13 protein-coding genes are annotated in these 12,671 nt (G+C 61.4%); 7 read left to right on the forward strand and 6 right to left on the reverse strand.

Features of this window, described 5'->3' with window-relative positions; genetic code table 11:
- Positions 1-5: 5 nt before the first annotated feature.
- Genes ACUN8C_RS16725 through ACUN8C_RS16735 form a run of 3 tightly spaced genes read right to left on the reverse strand, consistent with a single transcriptional unit; the run spans position 6 to position 3,226 of the window.
- Positions 6-1,520 (reverse strand): ABC transporter substrate-binding protein, encoded by a 1,515-nt coding sequence (locus ACUN8C_RS16725; protein ID WP_445620286.1) that lies wholly within the window; start codon positions 1,518-1,520, stop codon positions 6-8.
- 24 nt (positions 1,521-1,544) lie between these two features.
- A complete protein-coding gene (locus ACUN8C_RS16730; protein WP_445620287.1) occupies positions 1,545-2,402 on the reverse strand; it encodes an ABC transporter ATP-binding protein in 858 nt (285 codons plus the stop codon).
- Entirely contained in the window at positions 2,390-3,226 is an 837-nt protein-coding gene (locus tag ACUN8C_RS16735; protein ID WP_445620288.1) for an ATP-binding cassette domain-containing protein, read from the reverse strand. Before ACUN8C_RS16735 ends, ACUN8C_RS16730 begins: the two co-directional genes overlap by 13 nt.
- 200 nt (positions 3,227-3,426) lie before the next feature.
- Between ACUN8C_RS16735 and ACUN8C_RS16740 the strand changes: the two genes are divergently transcribed.
- A complete protein-coding gene (locus tag ACUN8C_RS16740) occupies positions 3,427-3,783 on the forward strand; it encodes a DUF488 domain-containing protein (RefSeq protein WP_445620289.1) in 357 nt (118 codons plus the stop codon).
- Positions 3,784-3,791: 8 nt separating this feature from the next.
- On the opposite strand, the gene ACUN8C_RS16745 is transcribed toward ACUN8C_RS16740, so the two are convergent.
- Together ACUN8C_RS16745 and ACUN8C_RS16750 are read right to left on the reverse strand one after the other, a co-directional pair.
- Positions 3,792-4,925, reverse strand: a complete 1,134-nt coding sequence (locus ACUN8C_RS16745) for an MFS transporter (protein ID WP_445620290.1) — start codon at positions 4,923-4,925, stop codon at positions 3,792-3,794.
- Entirely contained in the window at positions 4,922-5,446 is a 525-nt protein-coding gene (locus ACUN8C_RS16750) for a TetR/AcrR family transcriptional regulator (RefSeq protein ID WP_445620291.1), read from the reverse strand. Before ACUN8C_RS16750 ends, ACUN8C_RS16745 begins: the two co-directional genes overlap by 4 nt.
- 289 nt (positions 5,447-5,735) lie before the next feature.
- Between ACUN8C_RS16750 and ACUN8C_RS16755 the strand changes: the two genes are divergently transcribed.
- The 3 genes from ACUN8C_RS16755 to ACUN8C_RS16765 all read left to right on the forward strand — a co-directional run bounded on the left by ACUN8C_RS16755 (position 5,736) and on the right by ACUN8C_RS16765 (position 9,215).
- Positions 5,736-7,799, forward strand: coding sequence for a TonB-dependent receptor family protein (locus ACUN8C_RS16755; RefSeq protein WP_445620292.1), 2,064 nt, complete (start codon positions 5,736-5,738; stop codon positions 7,797-7,799).
- Positions 7,800-7,828: 29 nt separating this feature from the next.
- The gene (locus ACUN8C_RS16760) at positions 7,829-8,725 is read left to right on the forward strand and encodes an alpha/beta hydrolase (RefSeq protein ID WP_445620293.1); all 897 of its coding nucleotides are present in this window, start codon (positions 7,829-7,831) and stop codon (positions 8,723-8,725) included.
- A gap of 100 nt (positions 8,726-8,825) precedes the next feature.
- Positions 8,826-9,215 (forward strand): hypothetical protein, encoded by a 390-nt coding sequence (locus ACUN8C_RS16765; RefSeq protein ID WP_445620294.1) that lies wholly within the window; start codon positions 8,826-8,828, stop codon positions 9,213-9,215.
- Positions 9,216-9,407: 192 nt separating this feature from the next.
- Here the strand turns inward: ACUN8C_RS16765 and ACUN8C_RS16770 are convergent, their stop codons facing one another.
- Positions 9,408-10,025: a TetR/AcrR family transcriptional regulator gene (locus ACUN8C_RS16770; RefSeq protein WP_445620295.1), complete on the reverse strand. Its 618-nt coding sequence runs from the start codon at positions 10,023-10,025 to the stop codon at positions 9,408-9,410.
- A 177-nt stretch (positions 10,026-10,202) separates the two neighbouring features.
- Between ACUN8C_RS16770 and ACUN8C_RS16775 the strand changes: the two genes are divergently transcribed.
- The 3 genes from ACUN8C_RS16775 to ACUN8C_RS16785 all read left to right on the forward strand — a co-directional run bounded on the left by ACUN8C_RS16775 (position 10,203) and on the right by ACUN8C_RS16785 (position 12,595).
- On the forward strand, positions 10,203-11,423 hold the full coding sequence (locus ACUN8C_RS16775) for an MFS transporter (RefSeq protein ID WP_445620296.1): 1,221 nt from the start codon (positions 10,203-10,205) through the stop codon (positions 11,421-11,423).
- 96 nt (positions 11,424-11,519) lie between these two features.
- The gene (locus ACUN8C_RS16780) at positions 11,520-11,921 is read left to right on the forward strand and encodes an MbcA/ParS/Xre antitoxin family protein (protein WP_445620297.1); all 402 of its coding nucleotides are present in this window, start codon (positions 11,520-11,522) and stop codon (positions 11,919-11,921) included.
- Positions 11,918-12,595: an RES family NAD+ phosphorylase gene (locus ACUN8C_RS16785; protein ID WP_445620298.1), complete on the forward strand. Its 678-nt coding sequence runs from the start codon at positions 11,918-11,920 to the stop codon at positions 12,593-12,595. Before ACUN8C_RS16780 ends, ACUN8C_RS16785 begins: the two co-directional genes overlap by 4 nt.
- Positions 12,596-12,671 lie beyond the last annotated feature (76 nt).

Here is a 12,671-nt window from a genome sequence, read left to right on the forward strand (position 1 = left end):
CCGCCTTAACGAGAGGCGCCATCAAGGCGCGTGTGCTCGGTGATCAGTTCGCGCTCGCGTGGGTCGCGCACAGTATTTGCCACTCGCGCGGCTTCACCCTGGATCACGCGCTCATGCAGCATCGGCACGGCGGCGTCCGTTTTCAAAATGGCGGCCTCGGCGTCGATGATCGCCTGGCGACGCTCGGGGCCGGTGGGCAGGTCAGCGGCACGGGCCAGCGCTTCATCCACCGCCGGGTCGCAAAGCTGGGCGATGTTGAAGGAGCCTTCACAGGCAAAGTCGCTGTACATGTAGGCGACCGGATCACCGGAGTCGAGCATGGTGGCGCGCGACAGGATAAAGGCGTCGAATTGACCGGAGAGCATGTCGGATTCGATGTGGGCGTACTGGCGCACCTCCTGGTGCACGTCAAAACCGGCGGCTTCGAGCTGCTGCTCCAGCAGCACCGCCACTTCCGGCAGCTCGGCGCGGTCGGTAAAGGTCCCCAGCGTGATACTGGCGCCATTCGGGTCAGCGGCATCCGTGCGGCCCTCGATCGGCGAGCGCAGGCCATCAGCCCAGGCCAGTGCCGGCCCCAGCAGGCCCTTCGCCTCATCGGCGCGCCCTTCATAGACCGTTCTGACGATCGCTGCCTGGTCGAGTGCTTCACGGGCCGCGGCGCGCATCGTCGGGTCGCTGAACACGCCGCGCTCGGTGTTGAGATAGAGCGTGTTGGTGCGCGGCATCGGCACCTCATGGACCAGCTCCGGGTCAATCAGCGCGACCTGGGAGACCGGCACGGCCTCGGCCACATCGGCGGTGCCGGTGCGCAGGGCCGCCGCGCGGGCAGTGCCATCAGGCACGTAGTCGGCGTCGATGCCGGCCAGTTCGGCACGTTCGCCCCAGTAGTCGTCATAACGATCGAGCCGGGCACTCTGGGTGCCATTGATTTCCTTGAGTACAAACGGCCCGGTACCGGCTTCGATCGGGTTGACCCGGCCATCCTCGCCGTAGGCCTTCGCCGCCATGATCGCCAGCTGTGGGCTGGAGAGGCGATTGGGCACCAACGGGTCAGGCGTTTCGGTGCGTACCCGCACGGCATGGTCACCGTCGGCCTCGATGGTCATTGTCACGCCATCGAGGATGCGCGGTCGGGGCGTGGCGTGGGTGGCCGCCGTCAGCGCGCGCACAACCTGTTCGGCCGTCAGGGGCGTGCCATCGTGGAAGGTGACGTTGTCGCGAATTTCAAAGCGCCAGGTGCGCTCATCGAGCTGCGCCCAGTCGGTGGCGAGAAACGGCTGCGGATCATTGTCGTCATCCAGCCGCACCAGCGTCTCGGCGGTGCGCCAGCGCGAGAGCTTGAAGGCGTCATCGGTGAGCGGGTTCAACCCCGAGCGCGGCGGCTGCAACATGGCGACCCGCAGGCGCTTGCTGTCGGCGCTGGCCGAATCTTCCCGGGTGGGTTCTTCCTGCTGGCAGCCGGCCAGCAGGGCCAGTGACAGGGCGCCGAAGGATAGATAAAACGCGCGACGAAGGGTCAAAACGGATCTCCTGGACAATCGGTATCAGGGCACGGGGTAAAGGGACGTGGCAGCCGGCGCGGGCACCATCGCGGTGATGGCGTGATCCTGATACGCCGCCCGCACCAGCGCCCGGGTATGGTCATGCTCGGGGGCGTCAAACAGGGCCGTCGTGGGCCGGTCCTCGATGATGGCGCCGTCATGCAGAATCAGGGTGCGCTCGCAGAGCCGGGGCATGACCGAGAGATCATGAGAGATGATCAAAAAGGCCGTGCCATCCAGGCAGCTCATGTCGTCAAACAGCTGCATGACCCGGGCGCGCACCGGCAGGTCCAGCCCGCTGAGCGGCTCATCGGCGAGCAGCAGTCGCGGGCGCAGGGCCACGGCGCGGGCAATGGCCACGCGCTGCGCCTGCCCGCCGGAGAGCGCCCCGGGGAGGGCGCGCAGCAACGTCTGATCCAGCCCTACCCGGTCCAGCGCCTCATCGATGCGCCGGGTGTGGTTATCGACCACGTTCAGGCGGACCAGCGGCTCACGGATCAGGTCGCGCACGCTCATGCGCGGGTCGAGTGAAGAGGCCGGATCCTGAGGGATGTACTGCACCTGACGGCGATACCAGCGCAGCGCCCGCACGGAGGCCGGGCGCACCACTCGACCCTGACAGGTGATGGTGCCGGCATCGGCGCCCTTGAGCGCCAGCAGCAGGTTCAAAAGCGTCGTTTTGCCCGCACCGGACACGCCGGCAAGCCCGATGCGCTCGCCGGGCTGAATCGAAAGATGGATGTCACGCAGAATCGTGAGCGGCCGGCGCGTACGCCAGAACGCCAGGCTCGGCGAATGCAGGTGCTTGTAGAGACCGGTGGCACACAGCAGCGGGGCCTCACCTGACGCTACGCCGTGCACAGCAGCCCCTCGAGAGCATCAAAGTCGGCGGCATAAGGCGGCATGCCGGGGGCGCTTTCCCGCAGCGCCCGCACCAACTGGCGCGAGAAGTGATGCTGCGGATTGGCGATGATGTGGGTCAGCGTGTTGCTTTCGACCAGGCGGCCGTCATCAATGATGACGGCACGCTCACACAGGCGGCAGGCCGCGCCGATATCGTGGGAGATGAACAGCAGCGCCGGCGTGTCCTGCGTGCCGGTACACTCGCGCAGAAGCTTTAACACCTCCTGCTGAGTGAGCACATCCAGTGCTGTGGTGGGCTCATCAGCCACGATCAGCGCCGGCTTGCAGGCCAGTGCCAGCGCCATGCAGATACGCTGGCGCTGCCCGCCGGAAAGCTCGGCCGGCGAGCGCTGCATGGCCTCTTCGGCCCTTTCGATGTTCATGCCACGCAGCATCGCCATGGCCGCTTCCATGGCGCTTTTGCGCGAGAGGCCGTGAAAGCGCATGAAGGGCTCGCGCAGCTGCGCACCGACGCTGACCAGCGGGTTGAGCGCCGAATGGGTGTCCTGAAAGACCATGCCCGAGCGTGACTGCATCGGGCGACGGGTGGCGCGAATGTCGGCCACCTCCACGCCATTGATGCACACGCTGCCATCGACCTGCACCGAGCGCGGCGACAGCCCAAGAATGGCGCTGGCCGTCAGCGACTTGCCCGACCCCGATGGTCCCAGCAGGCAGACCCGCTCACCGGCCGCCACATGAAAGCAGAGATCACTCACGACCGGCTGGCCATCCACATGGATACACAGCTCATCGACCCTTAATACCGCATTCGCCGCCATGATGACCGCACGCCCCCGGCTGTTGTGATGGTCCTTTATCGCAAAGTTATATCATAACAATAAGAAGCCTGTATTGTGCTTTTCTTAAGTTTCCTTCTGGGGTTGTCGGCCTCACCGGGTGCGACAAAAGGCACCCTGCAGATTGAATTCATGACGACTAATGTTTCAACACATTCATGACAACACCGTCAGGAGGCGACATGCAGATTCAGCTCAAGCGGATTTATGCCGAGCGTGACAGGGAGGACGGCTATCGTGTGCTGGTGGATGGCATGTGGCCCCGCGGCGTGGCAAAGGAAGAGGCCCATATTGATGAATGGTGTCGCGATATCGCCCCGTCAAAGGACCTGGTCAAGTGGTTCGGCCACGACCGCGACCGCTGGGATGACTTCTACACGGCCTATCGCCAGGAGCTGCGCGAAGGGGATTCAACGCTTGCCCAATCGCTGCGCGAGCACGCTCAAAACGAAGGGCTGACGCTGCTGTTCGCCGCAAGGGATGAGGCGTGCAACAACGCCGTGGTGCTCAGGGATTTTTTGAAGCGTACGCATCATTGAGCATCGAATCAGGTGGCAGGTAATTTGCCCGCCCGCGCCAGTGCAGCAGTCAGGGCCAGTGCTGCAAAGATGAGCACGGCGTAATGAGGGGGGAGGGCGTCCATCAGCGTCCCGAAGATCGGGGCCCCTACAGTCTGGCCGATGGCAATGGTCAGAAAGCCGATCATCAGTCCGGTGGCGGGTCGCTCGGGAAGGGCCGAGACACCCCAGACCAGATAGACCCCGGTGATCATGATGTAGGCCAGACCGAACAACAGGCCGCCGCCCAGCGTCAGGGCCGGCGTGGTGCCCTCCATGCCCACCATCACGATGCCACCGGCAAGGGCGATCAGAAAGACCCGATGGACGCGATCAATCCCAAACCGGGTGACCAGCGTGCCGGCGGCGGCGCCCACTATCCCGGCCGCGCCGATGGTGAGCCAGAGCAGGGCGGCACCGGTGCCTCCCCAGTCAAGGCGCAGCGACACCAGCTGCCCGCCGAAGGACCACAGCGCCGTGCTGGCCGCTCCCATTAAAAAGGCGGCCGCCATCAGCCGGCGAAGCGGGCCGTCGAGAACGGGCAGGCCACCGGCGGTTTTGCGGTCACGACCGGCCTTTGCCGGCACGCAAAAGGCCACAGCAACGGCCAGTACGATGGCAACGACGGTAAAGGCGGCAAACGCCAGGCGCCACTGATCGCCCATCATCAGCGCTACAAGGCCGGACATCACCACGCCTGCCCCGGTGCCGGCATTGATGACCGTGTTGGTCGCGCCCTGTCGCTCGGAACGTACCGCGGCTGACACCGCTGCAGCCATGGGTGGAGAGGCCAGCCCCGTACTGGAACCGGCCAGCATGACCGCCGCGGCCAGCCAGAGTGCCGATGGCGCCATCGCCATGCCGGCCATGCCCACCGCTGCCACCAGCGCCGCGCCGACGGCCACAACGCGAGCGCTGAGCCGCTCGGTCAGCCACGCCGACAGGATAATCGCGACACAGTAGCCCAGAAAGGCACCGCCGGAGATCAGCCCGCTCAGGCTTGAAGACAGCGAGAGCTCGGCATCGATCTGCGGTAGAAAGAGCCCGAAGGCGAAGCGGGCAAAGCCGTAGCATACGGCGATCAACCCGAACCCGACGCCTCCCAGATAGATGGCCGGACTCATGAGCGTGCCTCGGCCATCAGCGTGGCCGCCGACTGCCGAGCAGCGGCGACAGCCTGCTCACCGCGATAGACTGCCGCAGCCGTGGCCCCCTCGAAAAGCACGATGACCTGCTCGGTCAACATCGCATCGGCGTGGCCGGTGTCATGCTCGACCAGCACGGCGATACGCTCTGCGATCCGCGCCTTGTGCGCCAGCACCGCGTCCACGATTTCCGGCGTATCGCCGCCGGTCTCGCCGAGCGCACGCAGAAAAAGACAGCCGCGCCGACCTTCCAACCGCACCCAGTCCTCCAGCCCCTTGAACAGCGCATCGATGCTCTCCACCTCCAGGCGCCGCGCAAAACGCTTGTCGCGTTCGCCGAGTACCCGGGCAATCAGTGCGTTCTTGCTGCCGGCATGTTTGTAGAGCGTGCGACTCGAGATGCCCGCACCCTGAGTGAGCTTGTCCATACCGGTGGCGGTGAAGCCGTGGCGGTCGAAGAGCGCTTCCGAGGCTGTCACGAGCTTGTCCATGATGGTCATGATGACGTCTCCCTGGAGTGAAACCACACTCTTGTGTAAAACGATCTGTTTACACACCTAATGTAAAACGATCATTTTACATCGTCAATTGAATTGTTCGGCTTATTGAAAAGTCTTGCTCAACCGCAAGGAGGCCTGGCCGTGTCGGATGCTAGACTCGGCGCCATAGCCAATAACATAACGACAACACCACCATTCTCGGTTTCAAAACCACAATCGGTTTCAAGACCACAATCGGTTTCAAGACCACAACCGGCGTCAAGACCAGAACCGGTTTCAAGGGAACAACATGACATCACGCAGAACGCTGCTGCTGGCGCTGGCGGGCGCCATGACGGCGGGGAGTGCCCACGGCGAGGAGATCGAGACGACCGAGGCCGTGGAGACCATGGTGATCAGCGCCCCGCGTCTGGCCCGCGAGCTCTACGACACGCCGGCGGCCGTGTCGACCGTCGAGCGTGACAGCATTCAGCGCGGCCAGCAGCGGGTGCGCCTGGATGAATCGCTCGGCCAGGTGCCGGGCGTGTTCATCCAGAACCGCGACAACTTCGCCCAGGGCCAGCGCATCGCGATCCGCGGTTTTGGCGCTCGCGCCCCCTTCGGCGTGCGCGGCATCACCATCCTGATGGACGGCATTCCCTATACGCTGCCGGACGGCCAGGCCCAGATCGATGCGATCGATCTCGACAGCGCCGAGAGCATTGAGGTGATCCGCGGACCCGCCTCGGTGCTCTACGGCAACGCCGCCGGCGGGGTGATCTCGGTGACCACCGCCGACGGCCGCGAGGACCCGGGCACCCGCCTGCGTGTGGAAGGCGGCAGCGACGGCTACAAAAAGGCCTCCCTGCAGACCGGTGGCAGCGATGGCGACTGGTCGCACCACGTCAGCCTCTCGGCGTTGAACCAGGACGGCTATCGTGACCACAGCTCGGTCGAAAAGTACCTGCTCAATGCCAAACTGCGCCGCGAGCTGAGTGAGGACCGCGCGCTGACCGCCATCGTCAATCTGCTCGACAACCCGCGCTCCGAGGACCCGGGCGGGCTGACCCGCGAGCAGGTAGGTGAAAATCGTCGTGGTACAGCAAACTCAAACTTTTACTCCCCAACGCGTATAGATTCCGGGCAGGAAGTCGATCAGCAGGTGGTGGGGCTTCAGTACGAGGATCTTTCCGCCGGCCCCGGCGAGCTCTATGTGAAGGGTTTCTACAGCTGGCGGAACTTTGAGCAGCAGCTTCCTTATGTCGGTGACGATAATTTGCTTGGTTACGATCGTGACTATTACGGTGCCAGCGCTGAATATCACGATTCCGTTCATCTATCAGAGATGCCACTGCGCTATGCAGCAGGCATCGAAGTAGCACGTCAGGAAGATGATCGCTACCGCTATGGCTCAGACGTAGACGGCAATCGGTCGGCTAAATCTGAAGACGAGACCCAGACCGCCACCTCGACCGGGTTTTTTGTGCAGGGTGATCTCGACCTTACCGATCAGTGGACCGCCTCGCTGGGGGCGCGCTATGACCGCGTCAGGCTCAAGATTGACGATGACTTCAACGACAGCGGCGATGACAGCGGCGACCGCGAATTCAACGAGTGGAGCGGCTCGGCGGGGCTGAGCTATCGCTACCTGCCCACCCATCAGGCCTACGTGAATACCGGCACTTCATTTGAGACACCGACCTTCTCCGAGTTTGCCAACCCCGCCGGAGGCGGCGGCTTCAACGCTAGCGTCGAGCCACAGAAGGCGTGGAACCGGGAAGTCGGTCTGCGCGGCCATTTCAACAACGGCCTGAACTACGATGTGGCACTGTTCTCGGTGCGGGTACGCGACGAGTTGGTGCCTTACACAGTAGATGGACGAGATTTCTACCAGAACGCTGGCGACACCGACCGCGATGGGCTGGAAGTGGCGCTGGGCTGGCAGTTCCTTGATGCCTGGCGGCTCGATAGCGCCCTGACGCTGGCCCACTACCGCTTTGACAGCTTCGAAGACAATGAAGGCGAGCGCCATGACAGCAACCGCATTCCCGGCCTGCCGGAGCAGACCTGGGTCAACTGGCTGACGTGGGAAGGCACTGATCAGCGCTTTGCCACGCTGGAAACCCAGTACATTGGCGACATGGTGGCCGACAATGCCAACGATGTGGACGTCGACAGCTACTGGCTGATCAACCTGCGCGCGGGTGAAGGCTGGCAGCTTGGCAATGATACGAGCCTCAATCTCTACGCCGGCATTCGCAACCTGTTCGACCGCGAGCATTTTGCCAACACCCGCATCAACGCCAGCAACGACCGCTATTTTGAGCCGGCCCCGGGGCGGACCTTCTATGCCGGGGTCGAGTTCGGGTTTTAGAAAGGGGCAATAGGGGAGAAAAGAGACTCATGCATATTGTCTCTGCATTTCGAGAACGGATGCGTATCGCTTTAACGAGCACGATTCTGATCATGCTTTGGCTGATGACGCCTGTCCCGGGCCACGTGGTCCGAGCAGATACCGCAACCGGCGACGCTGGCCCGGTGACGCTGGACCATACCCAACAGTGGGAGATGCATAACGCGCAGGGCAGGGCGTATCGCATCATGATCAGCCTGCCCGACGGCGAACCTCCGCAAGGAGGTTATCCGGTGCTCTATGTGCTCGATGGCAACGCCTACTTTCCAGCCTTCCATGCGGCTCGCGACACCGTCGCGCGCTATCACGACACGATCATCGTCGGGGTCGGCTATCCGCAGGCGCAGGCGCTCAATTTCCAGCGGCGTTCCTACGATTTCACGCCGCCGGCGCCCGCCGGACACAACGAGCCCCCTCAGGGCGGGCAGGATGAACTGCTGGCCTTTCTCGAGCAGCGCCTGCTGCCGCGCGTCACTTCTGAACTACCGGTCGATTCGCGGCGGCAGAGCCTGTTCGGTCACTCGTTTGGCGGCATGTTCGCGATCTACACGATGTTCAGGCGGCCCGCTCTTTTTACTCACATCGTCGCGGCAAGTCCGTCGCTGTGGTGGCGTGATCAGTACCTGCTGCCGCTGGAACCCGAGTTTCGAAAGGCAATGCGAAAGACACCAGAACATCCGCCCAGCCTGGTGCTGATTCTGGCCGAGGGCGACATGCCCCAGCAGATTCGTGACGCGCGCAGCCTTGACGAGCGATTGCAGCCGCTATCGGCCCATGGCATGCGATCAAGTTTTACCCTTGTTGCCGGGGTCGATCACGTCACCGTACCTTTCAAAATTGTTTCTCGCGTCATGAAAGAGGTTTTTGAGTCGCCCTACACGCCGTAGGCCTTCGGGTCATTGATGATCCCGTCACTCCTGTCGATGCTTTTCAAGGCTACAGTGTGAAGTACAACCCTCGTTTCACCTGCCAAAAGAGTGCCTCCACATGAAAGCCGGTTTTTGTATGTTCGCCATGGTCATTGCGCTGTCAGGCTGTACCAGTGAAGCGCCCGACCGCTCCGATGACGGGCTGGTTCTCAAATCCGGCAGCTATACGCTCCCCATCCAAAAGGAATGTGTGAGCAACCTCACTCTGGATCATGACGATGCGTCAAAGCCCATGGTCATGGTGGAGCTGGTTCAGTCTTCCGAGTGCAGCGGTGCCCTCAAGGAATTTACCGACACCCACGTCGGTGATCCGATGTCGATTCAATTTGGCGGTGAAGATCAGGGCATGACGCTGGATAGCAATATGCTCGGTGCCACCGATGCCCCCTTTATCGTGCAGGTAGAAAGCGATGAGCGAGGGCAGGCCATCATCGATTATTATCGATAACGGCCTGTGGCTGACGCCTGAAAAGCCCCGCCGATGGCGGGGCTTTTTGATGCGTCATGCCACCACCCACCACTCCTGGCCCGGGTCGACGCCCCGGAAACAGATGCTCGAGCAGCAGCTTGTCGCGCCGATGCAGGGTGTCGGGATGCCATGGAAGACGGCAAAGGCATGCAGATCATTTATCCAAGGTTTCTACTGCTCATTGCTTGCAACGTCCCACAGCTTCATGAGTCCCGTGATAGAGGCACTCAGGACCGACACATCAATGCCGTCTCTCGCTGATATGGATACACCCAGCAGGAAACTATTGAACGCCGTCCCCATGGCATGAGCATCCGTATTCTCGGCAAGCTCGCCTGTCGCGATTCCACGCTCCACGCATCGTACAAACCCGGCATGTGTACGCGCACGTGAAATGGCCAATGGCTCTGCAACATGAGCATGCTCAGGCCCTGGCGCGCTCATGGTGCCCAGGGCAACCATGCAGCCTCTGGGATGTCCGGAATCGCACTGCATTGTCGTTGAACGCCGCAGGGCAAGTTCGACCGCTTCTCTGGGAGGTATTGCATCGTCCCACAGGCACTCTGTCACACCGGCATAGCTCTCCAGATAGCACTGAACAGCTTCCCTGAACAATGCCTCCTTTGACCCGAAGGCCGCATAAAAACTCGGTGCAGAGATACCCCCGCCCAGCTGCGCTTTTAGCTGGCTCAGCGACGTTGTTTCATAACCCTGCTCCCAGAAAAGATGCATCGCTTGCTCGATGGCCTGCTGGCGATCAAACGCTCTCGGGCGTCCCATCCGTGCCATTTCCACCTCCGTGTCGTTTCTGCGCACAAAGCGACTTACATACTAGTTGATATAAAAGTCCTTGACGACTGTCTGACAGGCGCTCTAAATATATATACCGATCGATACATAAATCGTATGGAGCTTTCCGGGGTTTACTCCCGGCGCCAGATTCCGACTTCGACAAGGATATTTTCCGTGAACAATCTCTCCACACAGGCGCCATCGGCGAAGACCGACAAGCTTCCATTGGCCGCGTTGCTGGCCCTGGCCATGACAGGTTTTATCTGCATCGTGACAGAAACCCTGCCTGCTGGCCTGTTACCTCAAATCAGTGAAGGTCTCGGAATCAGCCAGGCCATGGCAGGTCAAATGGTGACGGTGTATGCGCTGGGTTCGTTGCTGGCAGCGATTCCCCTGACGATTGCTACGCGCGGATGGCGGCGGCGTAACGTTTTGCTGCTCACCATCATTGGATTTTTCGTTTTCAACTCGGCGACGGCGCTCTCCGGCAACCATGTCCTGACGCTGGTGGCCCGATTTTTGGCAGGGGTTGCTGCTGGGCTTGCCTGGAGTCTTCTTGCTGGTTACGCCAGACGCATGGTGGCGCCACATCAACAGGGACGCGCAATGGCAGTCGCGATGGTAGGCGTTCCCGTGGCGTTATCCCTGGGGGTTCCTCTTGGCACCTTGCTGGGATCAGCACTCGGCTGGCGTACAGCTTTCTGGATCATGTCCGCCCTGACCCTTGCGTTGAGCGTGTGGGTAATCGTCAAGGTTCCAGACTACCCCGGGCAGTCCTCCACGGATCGCATGCCATTGCGGAAAGTCTTCATGACACCCGGTGTGCGGCCAGTGCTGGCAGTGGTTTTAACGTGGATGCTGGCTCATAACATTCTTTATACCTATGTGGCGCCTTTTGTGAAGCAGGCGGGAATCGGCGAGCGGGTTGATCTGGCGCTATTTGCCTTTGGCGTTGCATCGCTTGCAGGCATCTGGATCGCTGGAAGGCTTGTGGACAGCCATTTGCGGGCCACAGTACTGACAAGCCTTGCCGCATTTGCCATCACCGCTTTTACATTCGGCTTGAGCACACAAAACCCGTCGATCATCTACATCGGCGTGATGGTATGGGGCATCACGTTCGGAGGTGCTGCCACATTGCTGCAGACTGCCCTGGCTGATGCTGCCGGGAGCGGCGCTGATGTGGCGCTCTCCATGAATGTCGTGACATGGAACTCCGCGATTGCAGGTGGTGGGATCATCGGCGGCATAATTCTCGATTCCTGGGGCGTAGGCGCCTTCCCTGTCGTACTGGTGGCCCTGCTTGTCGTGGCTTTCATCACGGTCTGGAAAACCGGTTCGCATGCTTTCAAACCGGGACACCGGAATAATGAAATTCAGGCTGTTGGTCATTGAGGCAGAGATGATGCCGGCTGAAGAAGCATCACAGTGACAAAACGATCATATGGCGTAAAATACAAATTAAACGCCATATGATCGAAGGAGAGCCGCATGGCCATTACGACAATGTCAGCGGAAGAGCGCCAGAACATGAGTGCCGCGGTCATGCGCACCTATCCCAATATTGTCAGGGACTGGGCGCTGAAGGAGCAGGAAGCTGCCCTGCTGTTGGGCGTGCCTGATGCCACCTACCGTCGCTGGAAACGCGCGCCTGAAAAGGCGAATCTGGACCAGAGTCAGATGGAGCGAATGTCTCTGATTCTGGGCATCTACAAGGCCCTGCAGATTTTATTGCCGCGCAGTGATGCCGCCGACAGCTGGCTGCGACGCGCCAACCGTAATCCGCTGTTCTCTGGGCAGGCGCCGCTGGACCGACTGCGCAGCGGTCTGGTGTCGGATCTTTATGTGGTAAGACAGCACCTGGACGGCGCACGAGGCGGCGGTCACGCATGAGCTTTCCCCGCACGCCGTTGCACTGGCAGCCCAGTTATCGGGTGGTGCCCTCACGCTTTCCTCCCATTGATCTGTTCGAACGCGTGGCCGAGCCCGACGACTGGGCACTGCTTAATCAGCTGGAGGGCGAGACGTCTGCGCGCCTGAGAGAAGAAGCCGGCGCCATTCATATGGTGCCGGAAGAAGATCGGCGTTACGGCCCGGGCTGGACACCCGTCATGGCGGCCTTCTGCCACTTCAGCGGACAGGGTTCCCGCTTCAGCGATGGCAGCTTCGGCGTCTATTACTGTGCGCTATCCGAGGCCACCGCCATTGCCGAGACGCGCTATCACATGGAACGGTTCATGAGAGAGTCCAGTGAGCCGCCGATGCAGCTTCAGCAGCGCGTCTATCTGTCCGATCTGCAGGGCGAGCTGTTTGATCTACGCAATAACCCGGAAGCCGCGCCTCTTTTGACACCCAAAAGCTGGCAGGCAGGGCAGGCCTTTGGTTTGCGTCTTAGGGAAGAGGGGGCCGATGGCATTGTTTATCCCAGCGTAAGAGATTTGGGCGGTGAGTGCGCAGCGGCACTACGTCCGCCCGTTATGAGCGCGACTCGGCAGGGCCGGCACCTGGGCTACGAGTGGGACGGCGAGCGAATTCGTCATGTGCTGGAGCTGATATGGGTTGAGTGAAGAGGTTCAAGCTTTATTGGCTGCTTTTTGGCAAGTAGTACTTTCAATAGAAAACCATGAAAGGGCGTTAAAAAAC

This window comes from Kushneria sp. Sum13, assembly GCF_052692355.1.